This is a genomic window from Pseudomonas sp. BC42 (assembly GCF_021560055.1).
GTDB lineage: Bacteria > Pseudomonadota > Gammaproteobacteria > Pseudomonadales > Pseudomonadaceae > Aquipseudomonas.
The window spans coordinates 3,174,763-3,191,943 of record NZ_CP091067.1 but is presented as its reverse complement, the minus strand read 5'-3'; the positions used below and the strand labels follow the sequence as shown (position 1 = coordinate 3,191,943).

The following is a 17,181-nucleotide window of genomic DNA, read 5'->3' as shown; positions in this document are numbered from 1 at the left end:
GTTTAGCAAAGCGCCTTTACCGGCAATTTACCTTTGACTGACGTTTTAAGGTGCGGCGCTAAGCCACTGAAGCACAAATAAAAACGGCCTGGACAGAGCCAGGCCGTGAATAATTGTAAAAGCGCTTACTTGAGCACAGCCAGGGCCGCGTCGTAGTTCGGCTCTTCGGCGATTTCCTTGACCAGCTCGCTGTGCAGCACGGTGTCGTTTTCATCCAGCACCACCACGGCGCGGGCGGTCAGGCCAGCCAGCGGGCCGTCGGCGATGGCCACGCCGTAGTTCTCGATGAACTCGCGGCCGCGCAGGGTCGACAGGTTCTGCACGTTTTCCAGGCCTTCGGCACCGCAGAAGCGCGCCTGGGCGAATGGCAGGTCGGCGGAGATGCACAGCACCACGGTGTTGGCCAGATCGTTGGCCTGGGCGTTGAACTTGCGCACCGACGTGGCGCAGGTCGGGGTGTCGACGCTTGGGAAGATGTTCAGCACCTTGCGCTTGCCGGCAAGGCTGCTCAGGGAAACATCGGCCAGGCCGGCGCCCACCAGGGTGAAGGCAGGCGCTTTGGAACCGACTTGCGGCAGTTGGCCATTAACCTGCACCGGATTGCCTTTGAGAGTGACTTGAGCCATGAACGGAGTCCTTATTGAACAGTGATGATGGAACAGCAATGAGCATTCTTGAGAGGCCGAAGTTAAGCATGAAACGGCGCGAGCACCTATTGCCAGGCGGATAAATCGTCCAACAACCTGGCAGATTGCAGGGACAGGCTTGCCAGCCAAGGCGGTTTCGAAGCTGGCATCCGTCAGGGTCGTCTTCGCCGGCAAGCCGATTCCTACAACAACCCGCGCACCACCTGCTGGCGTAGGAGTTGGCTTGCCAGCGAAGGCGTCCGCCAGAGCACCACAAGACTCAAGGCCCCCTTCGCCGGCAAGCCGGCTCCTACAACAACCCGCGCACCACCTGCTTGCGTAGGAGCTGGCTTGCCAGCGAAGGCGTCCGCCAGAGCACCGCAAGACTCAAGCCCCCCCTTCGCCGGCAAGCCGGCTCCTACAACAACCCGCGCACCACCTGCTTACGTAGGAGCTGGCTTGCCAGCGAAGGCGTCCGCCAGAGCACCACAAGACTCAAGGCCCCCTTCGCCGGCAAGCCGGCTCCTACAACAACCCGCGCACCACCTGCTGGCGTAGGAGCTGGCTTGCCAGCGAAGGCGTCCGCCAGAGCACCGCAAGACTCAAAGCCCCCTTCGCCGGCAAGCCGGTTCCTACAACAACCCGCGCACCACCTGCTTGCGTAGGAGCTGGCTTGCCAGCGAAGGCGTCCGCCAAAGCACCGCAGGACTCAAGGTCCCCTTCGCCGGCAAGCCGGCTCCTACAAGTGCGCCAGCAGCAGGTCCGCCACGGGGCCACCGGAGGCCGGGTTCTGTCCGCTGATCACCCGCTGGTCTTGCACGGCAAACGGCGCCCAGGGCTCGGCGGCCTTCTGGTACAGGGCGCCGCGCTTGAGCAGTTCGGTTTCGGTCAGGTACGGCACATAGGCGTCCAGCTCGGCGAGCTTCTCCTCTTCATTGGAGAACCCGGTGACCTGCTTGCCGGCGATCAACAGTGAACCATCGCTGAGCCTGATGTTCAGCAAGCCCACCGCGCCATGACAGACCGAACTGACGTAACCACCCTGCTCATAGATATCGCGACTCAGGGCCTGCAACTCGGGGTTGTCGGGGAAATCCCAGAGCACGCCATGTCCACCGGCGTAATAGATGGCCACATAGTCCCGGGCCTGGACCTGCGACGGTTGCAAGGTCGCGCCCAGGCGGCTCATGAAGGCGCTGTCCTGGTACCACTGCCAATCGATGTCGTCGGCCATGGCCAGGCTGTGGGGATCGATCGGCACGTAGCCGCCCTTGGGACTGACGTAATCCACCTCGAACCCGGCTGCTTGCACCTTCTTCACAAAATGCACCGCCTCCCCCAGCCACAGACCGGTGGCACGGTTCAGGTTGGGGTATTTGGCCACGCTGGTCAGGACCACCAGTATCTTCTTGCTCATGGGCATGCTCCTTGAACTTGAACTTGGAATAGGAATGGGCAAACACGGCATCGCGGCGCCGTCACCCCAGCAAGCGCAACATGTTGCGGTGCCGGGCATCGAAAATCCGCGCCATGTAGGCGTTGACCACCAAGCGTTCCAAAGGTGCGCCACCGATGGCCCGATAAGTCACGCGGTCGGTGTACAGGGTGCCCCCTTCGGCGGCCTCGACCCGATGTTCGTGACGAAAGGCACGCAGCGGCCCCTTGAGCATCTCGTCGACAAAATGCCAATCGCTGACCTCACGTATAACCACCGTCCATTTCGCCGGTATGACACCGAACATCCAGTGCAGGAAGCTGAACTGGCGTCCGACACTGATGCGCAGGTCATTGATGTCGATGCCCCCCAAGGGGGTCACGCGCTCGGGAAAGATCTTGGGAAAGTTGGCCCCTTCGAGGCAGAAATCCAAGACCTGGGCCGGGCTGCGGCCCGGCAGAAAAGTCGTGCGTTCCACTACAGGCATAGTTGATAGCTCCTTGCTCAGCCAACAAAATAATTACAATCAACATCACATAAACATGATAACTAATTGTTTTTATTTGCTTTTTAATAATCTAGAAACAACATTAACTAAGCCATACATAAAGCATGGAAATAGTCACAAATCGCTTTAACAGCCCTTTTCCACTGACGGCCATCCGCTCGGACCTACCCCGCGCCCGCCCGGCGCAACTGAGCGCGGCACAGCAGAACCCGCGCGCCCCTGCCACCCGGACTGAATCGCCAGACGCCTGTCGCTGTTGATTAGACGGATTCGAGTCGAGGGACTTTTACCCGGGAAACCGGTAGGGTGCGCCATTTCCTCCAGTCATGTCTGGATGTTGCCAAGGGTTGCATGGAGTTCTATCGCCCAATGAGTTGCTGGACCCTACTCGGCCTGCCGGTCACCGCGGATACTCGCACCATCAAGCGCCACTACGCCAAGCTGCTGAAACAGACCCGCCCGGATGAAGATCCGCAAGGTTTCCAGCGCTTGCGCGAGGCCTATGAACAAGCCCTGGCCCACAAGGACTGGGAGCAGAACCAGCCCCTGGAAAGCGACACCGACCACAGCCCGGCCGCCAGCGAGCCGATGCTGTCGGCGCTGTCGCCGGTGCAGCGGGTGGCCGTCCTGCTCAAGGAACTGCACGTCGAGCAGCTCGATCAGCGCTATCGGCAGGCCCAGGAACAGGACTGCGCCCATGAGTTCGAACTGGCCCTGCTGCGCCATTGCGTCGAACACCCGGCCCAGGCCAAGGCGGTCCTGCACTGGGGCTTCGAGCATCTGCGCTGGATGAGCGCCTGGCAGCGCCTGGACCTGCCGGAATACCTGGTGCTGGAGCTGCAGCAACAGCTGTATCAACAGGTTCAGGCGCCGCTGGCCGCGGCACTGCAGGCCAGGGATGAAACGGCGTTCCTGCAGGCCTACGCCCAGCGCTCGGCGCACCCCTGGCTGCTGCACTTGCAACATCGCCAATGGTTCAACCACTGGCTGGCGCAATTGCTGGCGGACAGTCCCTATTGGTCGGTGGCGATCTTCCAGGCGCTGTGCGCCGGCCAGGGTTGGCGATCCGCCGCCGACAACAACTGCCCGGAGGTGTTCTGGCCGCGCCTGCTCAAACGCCATCAGGCCCCGCTGTTCCTGGCCCGCCAGCAACAACTGGCCAGCGAACCGCCCATGACCCCGCAACACCGCGCCGCACGCCTGTTGCTGGCGCCCCTGGGCTTCAGCCAGCGCCGTGCCTGGGCCCGGCACCTGGGCAGCCAGGACTGGCAGGCCTGCCACAAGCTGGCGGCGAGTCTGGCCGCCGACTACCCGGACATCGCCGCCGGCATGCCGGCCGGCAATCCCTACTTCTGGCGTGACTGGGAGCACGCCATCGACAGCTGGCCGATGCTGCTGGGCGTGGTCCTGGCTTGCCTGGCCGGCGCCGTGGCCCAGTACAGCGGACAAGACGCCAGCCCCTGGGAGATCGTCGGGGTGACGCTGGTCTGGTCCTTGTGCTTCTGCGCCGCGGGCGAAGGGCTGCAGCGGCTCTGGCAGCCCCTGAGCCAGCGCCTGCTGCAGTGGGACGAACGCCTCAGCCGGTGCCTGCCATGGCGCCACGCGCCCTATCACTCCATGCAACTGATCCGCGACCTGTTGCCCGTCGCGCTGCTCGGCGGCCTACTGGGCGCGGTGATCCACCCGCTGGCCACCCCGGCCTATCTCGGGGTCCAGTTGCTGGTCGCCCTGGCCCGCCAACGCCGGATCGACCCGCTGAGCGCCTGGCAACGCATCAACCCCTGGCCACGCCGCCTGCTGCTGGGCACGGCGCTGATCCTGCTGGTGGCCGCCATCGCCACCCTCAAATGGTTCGACGAGCGCCACACCGCCGGGCGCTATCAGGGCCTGCAGCCATGGACCGAACGCCTGTGCGCGCGCATGCCGGCCCAGGTCGCCGAGTGCGCGGCGCCCGCCACCGAAGCCCAGTGGTATCCCAAGGAGGCCCGGCCATGAGCCAACGTCCGTTGCTGATCTTCGGTTGCGCGCTGATCTTCGGCTTGTTTGCCCTCCTGGGAGCCGGCTCGCCAATCGCCCGCTTCGAACTCTGGCTGGCGGGCCTGGACAGCCGCGCCAGCGCCGAGGCCGCAGCCCGGGCGCCACTGATCGACTGCGTCAACCAGTACGACATGCCGTGGCGCCTGGGCTACTACACCTACGGCGCTCAATCGGCCTGGCGCATGGCGTTCGACGACCTGCTGAACAATGCCCGGGACTTTGCCGACAGCGCGAAAACCAACATGGACACCCTGCCCGCGCGCGAATGCGAGCCGCGCATGCTCTATCGCCTGCGCCTCCTGCAGCCCGATGCGCCGCTGATCGGCCTGGCCGAGCGCTACATCGATGCGCTGCACCAGGCCAACCTGGCCCGTCGCGCCCATTCCAGCGCGATGCCCGGCGCCTACATGCCGGCCGAGGAAGATCCGGCCACCGTGGCCCGACTCCAGCCCGGGTTCGACCGCTACCTGCAAGCCTCCGCCGACCTGCGCGCCGCCCTGGCCAGCGCAGACATTGGCGCCCGACGCGAACAACAGCGGCTGCTTGAACAGCGCCTGGGGCGGGACATCCATTGGCACCTCCTGGACTACATGATCCAGGCGCGGCTCACGGTGGAGCAGCTCAGTCAGGGCGTGCGCGAGAAAACCCTGACCCCGGTGCAGCTGGCCAAGGCCAGCCAGGATCTGCAGCAGGCCTGGGATGCCGGGCAACCCCTGCGCAACCGACCGCAGAACGGCCGCAGCCAGCCAGCCTATTACCTGTGGAGCCAGATCACCCGACCGGCCCTGAACTACCAGCAGGCCTTGCGCACTTTGCACGAGGACTGGCAGGAGCGGGTCGCGCCCGAGCGCCTGAGCGAGGACTATCACGCCGTGGTGCGGGCCTACGACTCGCTGCTCAGCTACTACAACAAGCAGGCCCAGGTGGATTACTGAAAAGGGGCGGCGGTTCGCTGGACCGCCGCCGGATGGACGGCGACTAGCGCGCCTTGAGCTTGGCGAACGACTGATGGAAGTCCGCGGCCCAGCCGTCGATGACGTTTTTCACGTCATCGGCCTTCATCACCTGGCTGTCATTCGCCAGGGGCTTGCCGGTGCCCTTGCGCACCACCTGGGCGATCACCTTGCCGCTGCTGCCATCGAGAAACACCGCCTCAGTGCCGAGGGTGGTCTGCTGGTCGCGAATCCCGGTGGCGGTGCTCACCGCCGCCGCCACCAGCGCCACGGGAATCACTTCATAAGGCTTCAGGCCTTCGGTCTTGCTGCTGACCGCGGTGATGGCCGCGCGTACCACCACCACACCCGGACCGGGGCCCTGAGCCAGAGGCAGGCTGCGCGCCGCCTCGCGCCTGAGGGCCTGGTCGTAGTACTGATTGATCGCATTGAGGGTGCCCTGGGGAATCTTCGCCGTGGCTTGGGGCTGAGGGTAAAACTGGGTGGGTTCGATATAGATCGCCCGGTACCGGCTGACATCCAGCTTGGGATCGATCCAGCGCATCACCTCCACCCCGGAGGGCGACTTGGCCTCCTTGAGACGGCTGTAATCCTGGAGAAACCCGGAATACTCGTCGGGCTGAGTCAGGTTGCTGGAGCAGCCGGCCAGAGCCAGGGAGGCCAGGCACGCCGTGCCAATCATCAGTGCAAGCTTCATGGGTCACTCCTGTAGGTGAAGCAGCCAGGAACTGGCGAGGGGGAGTTACAGGTATAGCCAAGGCCGATCGGCCCAGGAGTGTTTTTTATCGCCCACTCCCCGGGCGACCTGGAGCACCCTCGCGCCTTCGAGGCCATCAGCCAGGCGCATGACTCGCCGGTCCTTTCACCGGCAAGTCGGCTCCTACATCAGGGAGGTCAGCGGCGGCGGAACAATGGGCGCGGTTCGATCACCGAGCGACCGTAGAGCACGCTCATGCCCGCCAGGCCCTTGAGGGCGTCCTGGGCGCATTTGTCTTCACGCACGGCAAAGCTGTCGAAGCCGCATTGGCGCATGTGGCTGAGCTGGTCGCGCAGCACGTCACCGACAGCGCGCAATTCGCCCATCCAGCCCAGGCGGGTGCGCAGCAGGTAAGCCTGGCTGTAGCCCCGGCCATCACGAAAGCTGGGGAAGTCCACGGCGATCAGCGGAATCAGCTTGAGCCAGGGCTTGAGGCTCTCCACCTCGTCGTCCGGACCGATCCACACCCCGTCCCGGGCCGGGTGATGCTCGATGCGGCGGATCAGCCACAGCGCCAGGGGCAGGATCAGCGGCCCCTCGGGCAGCGCCCCTTCGACTTCGCGCACCAGGCTCCAGGCATCGTCCTCCACCAACTGGGCTTCACCTTCATGCAGACGCAGCAGGTTGTTCATGCCAGTGCCTCCGCAGCCTTGGGATAGACCCGCTCCTTGAACGGCTCCAGGCCGATGCGCTGCAGGGTATCGACGAAGGGCTCGTCGCTTTCGCGGTAACGCACGAAGGTGGCGATGATGCGCTCGATCACCTCGGGAATTTCCTCGGCGCTGAAGGACGGGCCGATCACCTTGCCCAGGGCGCTGTCCGTGCCCTTGGCCCCGCCCAGGGTGACCTGGAACCACTCGCTGCCGTTCTTGTCGACCCCGAGGATGCCGATGTTGCCGATGTGGTGGTGACCGCAGGCGTTCATGCAGCCGGAAATGTTCAGGCTGATGTCCCCCAGGTCGTGGAGGTAGTCCAGGTCGTCGAAACGCTGCTGGATGGCCAGGGTAATCGGCAGCGACCGGGCGTTGGCCAGGGCGCAGAAGTCGCCGCCCGGGCAGGCGATGATATCGGTCAGCAGGCCGACGTTGGCGGTGCCCAGGCCGTGCTCGCAGGCCCGCTGCCAGAGCTCGTACAGCCGCGACTTGGGCACATCCGGCAGGACGATGTTCTGTTCGTGGGCAATGCGGATCTCACCGAAACCGTAGTCCTCGGACCAATCGGCCACCGCCTCCATCTGCTGGGCGGTGACATCCCCGGGCGGCGACGCCGGGCCCGGCTTGGTCGACAGCACCACGCAGGTGTAGCCCGGCACCTTGTGCGGGTGCACATTGCGCGCCACCCAGCGGGCGAAGGCCGGGGACTCGGCCAGGTGACTGCCGTAGTCCAGGTCGGTGTCCGCCAGGTGCTCGTAGATCGGCGGCACAAAGGCGCTGGCCACCCGCTGGTACTCCTCGTCGGTGAGCTGCGCCGGACCGTCCTTGAGGTGCTGCCACTCCTCTTCCACTTCCTTGGCGAAGGCCTCGATGCCCAGGGCCTTGACCAGGATCTTGATCCGCGCCTTGTACTTGTTGTCGCGCCGGCCGTGGCGGTTGTAGACCCGCAGCACCGCCTCGACATAGGACAGCAGGTGCTGCCAGGGCAAGCCGTCGCGGATCTGCAGGCCCAGGATCGGGGTGCGCCCCAGGCCGCCACCGACGATCACCCGCAGCAGCATCTGGCCACTGCGGTCGCGGTACAGGTACAGACCGATGTCGTGCATCATGATCGCCGCCCGGTCCTGCTTGGCCGAGCAGATGGCGATCTTGAACTTGCGCGGCAGGAACAGGAATTCCGGGTTGATGGTGGACCACTGCCGAAGGATCTCCGCCAGCGGGCGCGGGTCGAGGTATTCATCGGCGGCGACCCCGGCGAAGGCCTCGGTGGTGATGTTGCGCACGCAGTTGCCGGAGGTCTGGATGGCGTGCATCTCCACCTCGGCCAGACGCTGCAGGATGTCCGGCACCTGGGCCAGCTCGATCCAGTTGAACTGCAGGTTCTGCCGGGTGGTGAAGTGACCGTAGCCGCGGTCGAAGTCCCGGGCGATGCTGGCCAGGGTGCGCATCTGCCGGGCGCTCAGGGTGCCGTAGGGAATCGCCACCCGCAGCATGAACGCATGCTTCTGCATATAGAGACCGTTCTGCAGGCGCAGAGGCAGGAACTCCTCTTCACTGAGCTGGCCGCCCATGAAGCGCTCGACCTGATCACGAAACTGTGCCACCCGCTCAAAGACCAGGGCCCGGTCATATTCGTCGTACTGATACATATCCCTACCTCATCGAAACTGGTCGTGCTCTAACGGCGCGTGCTGTGAGGGGGCGACTATGCGCGTGCGGCGCAGAACGTTACAGATTCAGGTAAAAACTAAAAAACCATATCAGCCGTGACGGCAGCACCGTGGACACGAGATAAATCTGATCCGTATTAATGCAGTTTTTCTGAGCCTGTTTTGTTTCCTCGCTGATTCCTACAGTGCACCCCGTGCCAGACCGGGTGGCCTGGCAAGACTTTGCAACCGTGGAAGCATTGACCATGAACTCAGCAACAATCGGACAGGCCTACAACTACAAGGTGGTTCGCCAATTCGTCGTCGCAACCGTGGTATGGGGCGTGATCGGCATGGCCATGGGGGTGTGGATCGCCTCGCAACTGGTATGGCCGGAGATGAACCTCGATCTGCCCTGGAGCACCTTCGGCCGCCTGCGGCCGCTGCACACCAGCCTGGTGATCTTCGGTTTCGCCGGCAGCGCCCAGTTCGCCGCCAGCTACTACGCGGTACAGCGCACCTGCCAGGTACGGCTGTACTCCGACACCCTGGCCGCCTTCACCTTCTGGGGCTGGCAGTCGGTGATCGTGATCATGCTGATCACCCTGCCCCTGGGCTACACCACCACCAAGGAATACGCCGAGATCGAATTCGCCGGCGCGGTGTGGATGGCGGTGGTCTGGGTGGCCTACGCGATCGTCTTCTTCACCACCGTGGTGCGGCGCAAGAGCCAGCACATTTATGTCGGCAACTGGTTCTTCGGTGCCTTCATCCTGGTGATCGCCATGCTCCACGTGGTCAACCACCTGTCGATCCCGGTGGACTGGTTCAAGTCCTACCCGGTGTATTCCGGGGCCACCGACGCCATGGTGCAGTGGTGGTACGGCCACAACGCCGTGGGCTTCTTCCTGACCACCGGCTTTCTCGGGATGATGTACTACTTCGTGCCCAAGCAAGTCGGACGCCCGGTGTACTCCTATCGCCTGTCCATCGTGCACTTCTGGGCGCTGATCACCCTGTACATCTGGGCCGGCCCGCACCACCTGCACTACACCGCGCTGCCGGACTGGGCCCAGTCCCTGGGCATGGCCATGTCGCTGATCCTCCTGGCCCCGAGCTGGGGCGGCATGATCAACGGCATGATGACCCTGTCGGGCGCCTGGCATAAGTTGCGCACCGACCCGATCCTGCGCTTTCTGGTGCTGTCCCTGGCGTTCTACGGCATGTCGACCTTCGAAGGCCCGATGATGGCGATCAAGACCGTCAACGCCCTCTCGCACTACACCGACTGGACCATCGGCCACGTGCACGCCGGGGCCCTGGGCTGGGTGGCCATGATCACCTTCGGCGCGATCTACCACATGGTGCCCAAGGTCTTCGGCCGCGAGCAGATGTACAGCGTGCCGCTGATCAACCTGCACTTCTGGCTCGCCACCATCGGCACCGTGCTGTACATCGCCTCGATGTGGGTCAACGGCATCACCCAGGGCCTGATGTGGCGCGCGGTGAACGAAGACGGCACCCTCACCTACTCCTTCGTCGAGGCCCTGGTGGCCAGCCATCCGGGGTTCGTGGTGCGTTTCGCCGGCGGCGTGTTCTTCCTCAGCGGCATGCTGCTGATGGCCTACAACACCTGGCGCACCGTGCGCGTCTCCGATGAAAAGCTGGCCCTGAGCGACGCGCAGATCGCCTGAGCCGAACCTTGCCCGCCGGCCCCAGTGGCCGGCGTTTTTTTTTCAGGGAGCCTTGGGCCGATGGATATTCTGTTCAACCTGCTGGGGGTGGCGTTTCTCTACCTCTGCATCGAGTACTGCCTGCGCCACCAGAGCGCCAAGAGCCTGGACGACGCCAGCCTGATTCCCTTCGCCGACGACCCCGACGTCGCCCGCCGGGTCGAGCTGGCCACGGGCAAGAAGGTCAACGCCGTGGCGCCGGAGGAAGCCAAGCCGGGCTGGATCAACCTGGACATGTAACGCACTCCGTAGGAGCCGGCTTGCCGGCGAAGAGGCCCGCAAGACGTGCACATGGCCGGCGGCCGCTTTCGCTGGCAAGCCAGCTCCTACAGTTGCCGGCGCTGCGTGTTGCCCCGTAGGAGCCGGCTTGCCGGCGATCGCTTTCGCCGGCGAGCCGGCGCCTACATCAGGCGCGCTCGCGGGGGATCAGGCTCTGCAATTGGGCGGCCAGGAAGTTGCCGTCGAAAACGAAGGTGTCAGGGTCCTTGAGGCCATTGGTCTTGCGCCATTGCCAACTGCCGGAGGCCTCGCCCACCAGGGAAACACTGCCCAGGCGCGCCGCCGTCAGGCCGATCACCGCCAGGGATATCTGTCCATTGGACCCCATCACATCCGGGACGAACTCCACCGGCTTGCCCGCAATGCTGATGGTCAGTTTCTCGCTGTTGAAGGTGGAGCTTTGCACCGGCAATGCCGCGCTGAAGGCCACATAAGGCTCGCGATGCAGCTCCAGCAGGTCCGGCTGCAGCACCGGTGCCAGCCACTCTTCAATCTGCCCGAACAGCTCATGAATACGCCGGGCCCAGACCAATGACTGGCTGTCGAACAGCTGCTTCTTGTGGGCTTCGCTGGCGGCATAGTGCCGGAGCATCTCGCCCAATTGCTGGATATCGTCCATTGCGGTGTGTCCCTGGCATCGACCCTTGGGAACTGCAGGTCGCCGGTCTTGATCATGGCAGATGCCGGTGCCGGGCGTTGGGGTGTTTACCCCAGGGCCGGCCCATTCCTCTAGCCGCTGGCGTCGGCGGGCATGGCACCGGCCTTGCCCCGCCACGTCGCTGCGGGCCGTTTACTGCCCGCGGCTGGGATACCGGACAGGTGCAGGGAGACACGAGTGAAAACGCAGCCGGTACTGGCGCGGGGTCAGGCCGAGGCTTTTGCGCAAGGCGCTGCCCAGGTGCGATTGGTGGGCAAAGCCGCTGTCGTGGGCAATGGCCGCCAGCGGCAGGTCCGTGCGCTCCAGCAAGCGCCGGGCTGCCTGCAGCCGCACCTCGGTGATCCAGGCATGGGGCGTCATGCCGACGGCGCGGCGAAAGTCCCGCAGCAGTCGCAGTTCGTTGTGACCGTATGTGAGTGCCAATTGCGCCAGGGACAAGGGCTGGGCGTACTGGTCGGCCATCTGCTCCAGCACCTGCCCCAGCCGTGGTAACGGCGCCGTGGCAATGTGGCGGGACTGGGACAGACCGACAAAGGCCAGGGCACAGTGCTCCAGGGCCAACTCATCGATGACAGGCGCCAACAGCAGGCGCCGGGCTTCACGCCCCAGGGCCAGGGCCTGGGCATGCCCCGAACTCTGCAGACGGCGCTCGCCGGGGATCAGCGGCGTCTGCTCCTGCCAGCGCGCCAGCAGGTATTCACCGCCACAGGCAGATTCGGAGAACACTTCCACGCCCTTGGGCGTCAAGGCCAGGGTGCCGGGCCAGGTGTCGAAATCCTCGCGCCGGTCGGAGTCGATGGCATGCACCCCGCGCTGGCGCTCCAGGGTCACCCCCAGGGTCTGCCACTGCACCGGGTCACGGGCGCTGTAGGCCGCGGCCGGCAGCAGTTGCAGCAGCAAGCGACCGTCCAGCAGGCGATGTTCGAGCACCTCGGGCATGTGAAATTTCCTGATAGATCGCAAGCGTTAGCGCGACCAGACTGCGGCTCACTCACCCACACCACAGAGGAGTTGCCCATGCGCACCATCGGCCTGATTGGCGGCATGAGTTGGGAGTCCAGCGCCGAATACTACCGCCTGATCAATCAGCAGATTCGCGATCAATTGGGGCCGCTGCGTTCCGCGCGGTTGCTAATGTACAGCGTCGACTTCGGGCCTGTCGAACAGGCCCAGCATGCCGGGCGCTGGGATGACGCGGCGCGGATCCTGATAGACGCCGCCCAGCGCTTGCAGGACGGCGGCGCCGAGTGCCTGGTGCTCTGTACCAACACCATGCACAAGGTGGCCGAGCAGATTCAGGCGGCCACTGCCGTGCCCTTCCTGCATATCGCCGACCCCACGGCCCAGGCCGCGCTGGCGGCCGGCACCCTGAACGTCGGGCTGCTGGGCACCGCCTTCACCATGGAACAGGAGTTCCTCAAGAGCCGCCTGAGCCAACAAGGACTGAATGTGCTGGTGCCCGATGCGCAGGAGCGCCAGGCGGTGCACCGGATCATCTATGAAGAGTTGTGCGTGGGGATCATCAGCGACGCGTCGTGCCGGGTGTACCAGCAAGTGATCGAATCACTCAGGGCCCGCGGCGCCCAGGCGATCATCCTCGGCTGCACGGAAATCGGCCTGCTGCTCAAGCCCGAGCACAGCCCCCTGCCCCTGCTCGACACCACCGAACTGCATGCCCGGGCAGCGGTGGATTTTGCTTTGCTGGAGTGAACCTCAAGGCCCGCAGGGCGCAGCCTGCGGCAGCGGCTACAAAGCCTGGTTCGGCACTGACCTGTAGCCGCTGCCGAGCCCTGGCGAGGCTGCGAAAAGGCCCGCAGGGCCTTGCTTGGCGATCGCCTGTCAATCTTGGGCGGCCTCAAGATCCCTGCGTCTCCTGCGGAGCCGTTCGCAGCCTACGGCAGCGGCTACACAAGCCCGGCCTCAACCACGCAGCCGCGCCATGCTCAGCACGTCAACGAATTGCCCGCCACGGACGGCGTAGTCCCGCAGCCGGCCTTCGGTTTCGAAGCCGAATTTCTGGTACAGCGCAATGGCCGGCTGGTTATCGGCATACACCGTGAGTTCGACCCGGCGCAGGTTCATCCAGTTATCCGCCACCTCCAGCACCGCCGCCAGCAGACGGCTGCCGACGCCCTGACGCTGCCAGGCCGGGGACACCCCCATGGCCACGTCCGCGCAATGGGCGCGGCGCACCCGCGCCACCTGGTTCAGGCTGCAACTGCCGATCACCGCGCCCTGGTGCAGGGCCACCAGGGCCACCAGCCCTTCATTTTCCTGCCCCAGCCCGACGCGCTTGCGCCACAACTCGCGGGACTGATAAGGCAGTTGCAGGGTCTGGGCCGCCACGCTGGGTTCGCTGTACAGCGCCGTCAGACCCTCGATATGGGCTTCGGTGCAACGCTCGATAACGATAGTGGGATTGGCGTTAGGCATGGCCGGTCTTCCTTGAAGGGGAAATGGCCAAAGAGTGTAAGGCGATCAGCCTGGAGCTGACGAGGGGATGGTTGCCCAGGCTCGCCGGCCCTGAGCCGACACCCGCGCCTCCCCGACGGCCACGCGCAGATCAGTCGCGGTGCAGGAGCGGGCTTGCCAGCGCAGGCGAATCTCGGGCCGAGGCCAGGCTTGCGAACCCTGCGCCGGCAAGCCGGCGCCCTATAGCAAGCAGGCTCGTTCAGACAAACCAATCCTCACGCTCGCTGAAGGTATTGAGGATCAGCTCCACCAGTTGCTGCACCTGTTCCTCATGCTCCACCCGGGCATTCACCGCCAGCCAGGCGCGGCGCTGCATGCTGTCCTTGAACAGTCCCGGCAAGGCGGTCAGGCCGCGGTCGAAGTGGCTCATGTACTGCGGCAGCAGGCCGATGCAGGCGCTGCAGCGGATCATTTCCAGCATCAGTTCATAGGAGTGCACCTGCACCACGCCGGCCAGGCGCTGTTCCACCAGGCTGTTCCAGGGCCGGAACGGCTCCACCTGACGGTCGTGCTGCCATTGCACCAGCATGTAGTCGCTGAGGTCGTCGAGGCTGTCGGGACGCGCCGCCACCCGTGAGTAGCGCTTGGCGATGTGCGGCAGGTAGTCGATGCGCGCCAGGGGCACGGGTTCGCGAGTGGCGAAGCTGGGGCCCGGCAGCGGCGAGTCTTCGGCCGCCAGCCACAGCACCAGGTCGGCGCTCAGGGCCTGCAGGGACAGGTCGCTGTCGATGGAGATGATCTCCAGGCGAGCGCTGGCGTTGCGCCGCAACAAGGCGATCAGGTCGCGGCCGAGGATGTCGTGGAGGATGGTTTCTGCCACGGCCAGGCGAATCAGCGGCTGTTCCACCACCGGCAACCGGCGCTGGTGCGCCAGGGCCAGCAGTTGGCCCTGCAGTTGCAGGCCTTCGCGGCTCAGGCTCAGGACATTGCCCTGATAGCAGAACAGCGAACGCCGCAGGTGTTCCTCCAGCAGCGCCAGTTGCTTGCGCAACAGGGTGGCCTTGATGTTCAGGCTGCGTGCCGCCTGCATGAAGCAGCCGCAACGGGCACTGACCAGAAAGTACTGGGCGACCTCCGGATCGATCCCGGCGGCCAGGGCCAGCCAGGCCTCGCGAGGTTCCTGGGGCGCGGTGTACGGCGCTACGCCCTGAAGTGGGGCGGGTTCGAGAAATGCCATCGGTGACTCCCTGTCTTGTTGACTGTTGCTTCCTTGACTGGCGGGCGGTGGGGCCGGTGAGATCGCCTTCGCTGGCAAGCCAGCTCCTACGTTTGTCCGATGCTGCGTATTGCCCCGTGGGTGCCTGCTGCCGGCGAAGAGGCCCGTGAGACCGCCTTCGCTGGCAAGCCAGCTCCTACATTTGTCCGATGCTGCGTGTTGCCCCGTAGGAGCCGGCTTGCCGGCGAAGAGGACCGTGAGATCGCCTTCACTGGCAAGCCAGCTCCTACAGTTGCCGGTGCTGCGTGTTGCCCCGTAGGAGCCGGCTTGCCGGCGAAGAGGCCCGTGAGATCGCCTTCGCTGGCAAGCCAGCGCCTACGTTTGCCCGATGCTGCGTATTGCCCCGTAGGAGCCGGCTTGCCGGCGAAGAGGACCGTGAGATCGCTTTCGCTGGCAAGCCAGCTCCTACATTTGTCCGATGCTGCCTATTGCCCCGTGGGTGCCTGCTGCCGGCGAAGAGGACCGTGAGACCGCCTTCGCTGGCAAGCCAGCTCCTACGTTTGCCCGATGCTGCGTCTTGCCTCGTAGGAGCCGGCTTGCGGGCGAAGGGGCCCTTAAGACCGCCTTCGCTGGCAAGCCAGCTCCTACGTTTGTCCGATGCTGCGTATTGCCTCGTAGGAGCCGGCTTGCCGGCGAAGAGGACCGTGAGATCGCTTTCGCTGGCAAGCCAGCTCCTACAGTTGCCGATGCTGCGTATTGCCCCGTAGGAGCCGGCTTGCCGGCGAAGAGGCCCGTAAGATCGCCTTCACTGGCAGGCCCGCGCCTACAGCTTGTCCTCCAGGACCTGGTTCAGTACGGCGCCATCGATGCTCAGGGTCGCGGTGTTGAGCATGCCTTCCAGGTAGGCCTTGGCGATCTGTTCCTGGCGCTGGGCGCGCAGGGCCTGGGTCAGGCGATCACGCAGTTCGTCCAGGGTCGCGGTGCGCGCCGGTTGCTGTTCGGTGAGCTTGAGCACATGGAAACCCGCCGCGCTCTGCACCACCTCCGAAACGCCACCGACCTTGAGCCGGGCCACCGCGCTACGCACTTCCGGCAGCAGTTGCTGCAAAGGTTGCAGCCCCGAGTCACCGCCGCGCTGGGCGCTGTCCCGGTCCTGGGAGTACTGCGCCGCCAGGGCGGCGAAGTCTGCCGGCGCGGCCTGGGCCTTGCGGCTCAGCTCCTGGGCCTGGCGCCGTACCGGCTCGACGGCCTGGGGGTCGCTGACGCCAAGGAAGATCTGGCTGACCCGGTACAGCGGCGGGGTCATCCAGGCCGCCTTGCCGCTGTCATAGGCCTGCTGCAATTCCGTCGCGCTGGGGTAGTCCGCCGGCACCTGGCTGACCGACTGCAAATAGTCGCGAAACACGATCTGTTCGGTGGCGGCGCGGGTCTGCTGCTCCACCTCCGGGCGCTGGCGCCAGCCCTGGGCATCGGCCTGTTCCAGCACGGCCTTTTCCGCCAGCCGCGAACGGATCCAGGCTTCCAGCGCCGGGCGGTTGCCGCGCAATTGCGCGCGGGCGTCCTCGGGCAGGCTGGCGAACAGCGTCTTGAGTTCCTCGGCCGCCACCTGCTGGTTGCCCAGGCGCGCCACGGTCGGTGTGGTCGCCAGTGACTGCTGCAGCACGGCCGGTGCCGGCTGCTGCGCCGCCACCGGGTCGTTGCCCGGGCGCAGGGCCAGCCCCAGCGCCAGGCCGAGCAAGGTCAGTGCCCCGGCACCGACCACCAGGGTCGGCTTCTTCACAGGCTGGCCGCCTCTTCCTGGGGTTGTTCCTCAGGCAGCGGCTGTTCGCCCCGGGCCTGCAACTGGGCCGCCTGCTGGCTGTATTCGCGCAGGTAGACGATGAACTCCTGCAGCAACCGGTCCCACAGCTCCAGTTGGCTGCGCAGGTGAGTCTCGCCGACCCCGGCCACCACCACGTCCATCTCCATCACCAGGAACTCGCCCTGCAGCGACAACCGGGCAAAGCGCCGCGAGGCGTTCCACAGCTCCGCCAGCCCCGCCGGCAGCTCGCCCTGCACCCGCAGGGCGCAGCTGTAGGTGAAGTCCACATAGTGCCCGGCCTCGCTGCCCGGGTTGCCGAAACGCACGGCATAGCCGATGCCCTGGCTGGCGCTGAGCAGTTGCACGATGCCGTTCTGCTCGGTCTGGTTGACCCGGTAGCCGGCGCCTTGCAGCAGGTCGGTGAGGCTGTCGGTGGTCACGCTGGTAATCAAAGTCATGGTCAT

The 17,181-nt window shown here is 65.2% G+C and carries 17 protein-coding genes; 5 read left to right on the top strand and 12 right to left on the bottom strand.

Annotated elements, in window-relative coordinates:
- Positions 1-125: 125 nt before the first annotated feature.
- The 3 genes from tpx to L1O02_RS14725 all read right to left on the bottom strand — a co-directional run bounded on the left by tpx (position 126) and on the right by L1O02_RS14725 (position 2,548).
- Positions 126-626, bottom strand: coding sequence for a thiol peroxidase (gene tpx / locus L1O02_RS14735; RefSeq protein WP_060839459.1), 501 nt, complete (start codon positions 624-626; stop codon positions 126-128).
- A 739-nt stretch (positions 627-1,365) separates the two neighbouring features.
- Positions 1,366-2,043, bottom strand: coding sequence for a type 1 glutamine amidotransferase domain-containing protein (locus L1O02_RS14730; RefSeq protein WP_060843696.1), 678 nt, complete (start codon positions 2,041-2,043; stop codon positions 1,366-1,368).
- A 61-nt stretch (positions 2,044-2,104) separates the two neighbouring features.
- A complete protein-coding gene (locus tag L1O02_RS14725) occupies positions 2,105-2,548 on the bottom strand; it encodes a polyketide cyclase (RefSeq protein WP_235760163.1) in 444 nt (147 codons plus the stop codon).
- A gap of 390 nt (positions 2,549-2,938) precedes the next feature.
- Here L1O02_RS14725 and L1O02_RS14720 point away from each other — a divergent pair, with 390 nt between their 5' ends.
- The gene (locus L1O02_RS14720; protein WP_108543930.1) at positions 2,939-4,564 is read left to right on the top strand and encodes a J domain-containing protein; all 1,626 of its coding nucleotides are present in this window, start codon (positions 2,939-2,941) and stop codon (positions 4,562-4,564) included.
- Entirely contained in the window at positions 4,561-5,541 is a 981-nt protein-coding gene (locus L1O02_RS14715) for a DUF3829 domain-containing protein (protein ID WP_060843698.1), read from the top strand. Before L1O02_RS14720 ends, L1O02_RS14715 begins: the two co-directional genes overlap by 4 nt.
- 43 nt (positions 5,542-5,584) lie before the next feature.
- Here the strand turns inward: L1O02_RS14715 and L1O02_RS14710 are convergent, their stop codons facing one another.
- The 3 genes from L1O02_RS14710 to L1O02_RS14700 all read right to left on the bottom strand — a co-directional run bounded on the left by L1O02_RS14710 (position 5,585) and on the right by L1O02_RS14700 (position 8,618).
- The gene (locus tag L1O02_RS14710) at positions 5,585-6,256 is read right to left on the bottom strand and encodes a DUF3313 domain-containing protein (RefSeq protein ID WP_060839464.1); all 672 of its coding nucleotides are present in this window, start codon (positions 6,254-6,256) and stop codon (positions 5,585-5,587) included.
- A gap of 197 nt (positions 6,257-6,453) precedes the next feature.
- Positions 6,454-6,948, bottom strand: a complete 495-nt coding sequence (locus L1O02_RS14705; RefSeq protein WP_108543934.1) for a DUF934 domain-containing protein — start codon at positions 6,946-6,948, stop codon at positions 6,454-6,456.
- Entirely contained in the window at positions 6,945-8,618 is a 1,674-nt protein-coding gene (locus L1O02_RS14700) for a nitrite/sulfite reductase (RefSeq protein WP_060839466.1), read from the bottom strand. The genes L1O02_RS14705 and L1O02_RS14700 overlap by 4 nt, the downstream gene beginning before the upstream one ends.
- A 266-nt stretch (positions 8,619-8,884) precedes the next feature.
- Between L1O02_RS14700 and ccoN the strand changes: the two genes are divergently transcribed.
- Together ccoN and L1O02_RS14690 are read left to right on the top strand one after the other, a co-directional pair.
- Positions 8,885-10,312 carry a cytochrome-c oxidase, cbb3-type subunit I gene (ccoN, locus tag L1O02_RS14695; RefSeq protein WP_060839467.1) on the top strand — a complete coding sequence of 476 codons (1,428 nt, stop codon included), beginning with the start codon at positions 8,885-8,887 and terminating at the stop codon, positions 10,310-10,312.
- A 60-nt stretch (positions 10,313-10,372) separates the two neighbouring features.
- On the top strand, positions 10,373-10,591 hold the full coding sequence (locus L1O02_RS14690) for a hypothetical protein (protein ID WP_047286345.1): 219 nt from the start codon (positions 10,373-10,375) through the stop codon (positions 10,589-10,591).
- A gap of 166 nt (positions 10,592-10,757) precedes the next feature.
- Here the strand turns inward: L1O02_RS14690 and L1O02_RS14685 are convergent, their stop codons facing one another.
- Positions 10,758-11,249: a hypothetical protein gene (locus L1O02_RS14685; RefSeq protein ID WP_108543936.1), complete on the bottom strand. Its 492-nt coding sequence runs from the start codon at positions 11,247-11,249 to the stop codon at positions 10,758-10,760.
- A gap of 171 nt (positions 11,250-11,420) precedes the next feature.
- Positions 11,421-12,227, bottom strand: a complete 807-nt coding sequence (locus tag L1O02_RS14680) for an AraC family transcriptional regulator (RefSeq protein ID WP_060839470.1) — start codon at positions 12,225-12,227, stop codon at positions 11,421-11,423.
- A gap of 78 nt (positions 12,228-12,305) precedes the next feature.
- Between L1O02_RS14680 and L1O02_RS14675 the strand changes: the two genes are divergently transcribed.
- Entirely contained in the window at positions 12,306-12,998 is a 693-nt protein-coding gene (locus L1O02_RS14675; protein ID WP_108543940.1) for an aspartate/glutamate racemase family protein, read from the top strand.
- A 210-nt stretch (positions 12,999-13,208) separates the two neighbouring features.
- Here the strand turns inward: L1O02_RS14675 and L1O02_RS14670 are convergent, their stop codons facing one another.
- The 4 genes from L1O02_RS14670 to L1O02_RS14655 all read right to left on the bottom strand — a co-directional run bounded on the left by L1O02_RS14670 (position 13,209) and on the right by L1O02_RS14655 (position 17,175).
- The gene (locus L1O02_RS14670) at positions 13,209-13,721 is read right to left on the bottom strand and encodes a GNAT family N-acetyltransferase (RefSeq protein ID WP_060839472.1); all 513 of its coding nucleotides are present in this window, start codon (positions 13,719-13,721) and stop codon (positions 13,209-13,211) included.
- A gap of 238 nt (positions 13,722-13,959) precedes the next feature.
- Positions 13,960-14,937 carry a LysR family transcriptional regulator gene (locus tag L1O02_RS14665; protein WP_060843707.1) on the bottom strand — a complete coding sequence of 326 codons (978 nt, stop codon included), beginning with the start codon at positions 14,935-14,937 and terminating at the stop codon, positions 13,960-13,962.
- Positions 14,938-15,739: 802 nt separating this feature from the next.
- Entirely contained in the window at positions 15,740-16,696 is a 957-nt protein-coding gene (locus L1O02_RS14660) for a peptidylprolyl isomerase (RefSeq protein ID WP_235760162.1), read from the bottom strand.
- Positions 16,693-17,175 carry a YbjN domain-containing protein gene (locus L1O02_RS14655; RefSeq protein ID WP_235760161.1) on the bottom strand — a complete coding sequence of 161 codons (483 nt, stop codon included), beginning with the start codon at positions 17,173-17,175 and terminating at the stop codon, positions 16,693-16,695. The genes L1O02_RS14660 and L1O02_RS14655 overlap by 4 nt, the downstream gene beginning before the upstream one ends.
- Positions 17,176-17,181: the final 6 nt, after the last annotated feature.

Coding starts and splice junctions, on each gene's coding strand:
- L1O02_RS14690 (WP_047286345.1), top strand. CDS start 10,373: ATGGATATTCTGTTCAACCTGCTGGGGGTGGCGTTTCTCTACCTCTGC.
- L1O02_RS14705 (WP_108543934.1), bottom strand. CDS start 6,948: ATGAACAACCTGCTGCGTCTGCATGAAGGTGAAGCCCAGTTGGTGGAG.
- tpx (WP_060839459.1), bottom strand. CDS start 626: ATGGCTCAAGTCACTCTCAAAGGCAATCCGGTGCAGGTTAATGGCCAA.
- L1O02_RS14715 (WP_060843698.1), top strand. CDS start 4,561: ATGAGCCAACGTCCGTTGCTGATCTTCGGTTGCGCGCTGATCTTCGGC.
- L1O02_RS14725 (WP_235760163.1), bottom strand. CDS start 2,548: ATGCCTGTAGTGGAACGCACGACTTTTCTGCCGGGCCGCAGCCCGGCC.
- L1O02_RS14675 (WP_108543940.1), top strand. CDS start 12,306: ATGCGCACCATCGGCCTGATTGGCGGCATGAGTTGGGAGTCCAGCGCC.
- ccoN (WP_060839467.1), top strand. CDS start 8,885: ATGAACTCAGCAACAATCGGACAGGCCTACAACTACAAGGTGGTTCGC.
- L1O02_RS14670 (WP_060839472.1), bottom strand. CDS start 13,721: ATGCCTAACGCCAATCCCACTATCGTTATCGAGCGTTGCACCGAAGCC.
- L1O02_RS14720 (WP_108543930.1), top strand. CDS start 2,939: ATGAGTTGCTGGACCCTACTCGGCCTGCCGGTCACCGCGGATACTCGC.
- L1O02_RS14665 (WP_060843707.1), bottom strand. CDS start 14,937: ATGGCATTTCTCGAACCCGCCCCACTTCAGGGCGTAGCGCCGTACACC.
- L1O02_RS14710 (WP_060839464.1), bottom strand. CDS start 6,256: ATGAAGCTTGCACTGATGATTGGCACGGCGTGCCTGGCCTCCCTGGCT.
- L1O02_RS14685 (WP_108543936.1), bottom strand. CDS start 11,249: ATGGACGATATCCAGCAATTGGGCGAGATGCTCCGGCACTATGCCGCC.
- L1O02_RS14655 (WP_235760161.1), bottom strand. CDS start 17,175: ATGACTTTGATTACCAGCGTGACCACCGACAGCCTCACCGACCTGCTG.
- L1O02_RS14680 (WP_060839470.1), bottom strand. CDS start 12,227: ATGCCCGAGGTGCTCGAACATCGCCTGCTGGACGGTCGCTTGCTGCTG.
- L1O02_RS14700 (WP_060839466.1), bottom strand. CDS start 8,618: ATGTATCAGTACGACGAATATGACCGGGCCCTGGTCTTTGAGCGGGTG.
- L1O02_RS14730 (WP_060843696.1), bottom strand. CDS start 2,043: ATGAGCAAGAAGATACTGGTGGTCCTGACCAGCGTGGCCAAATACCCC.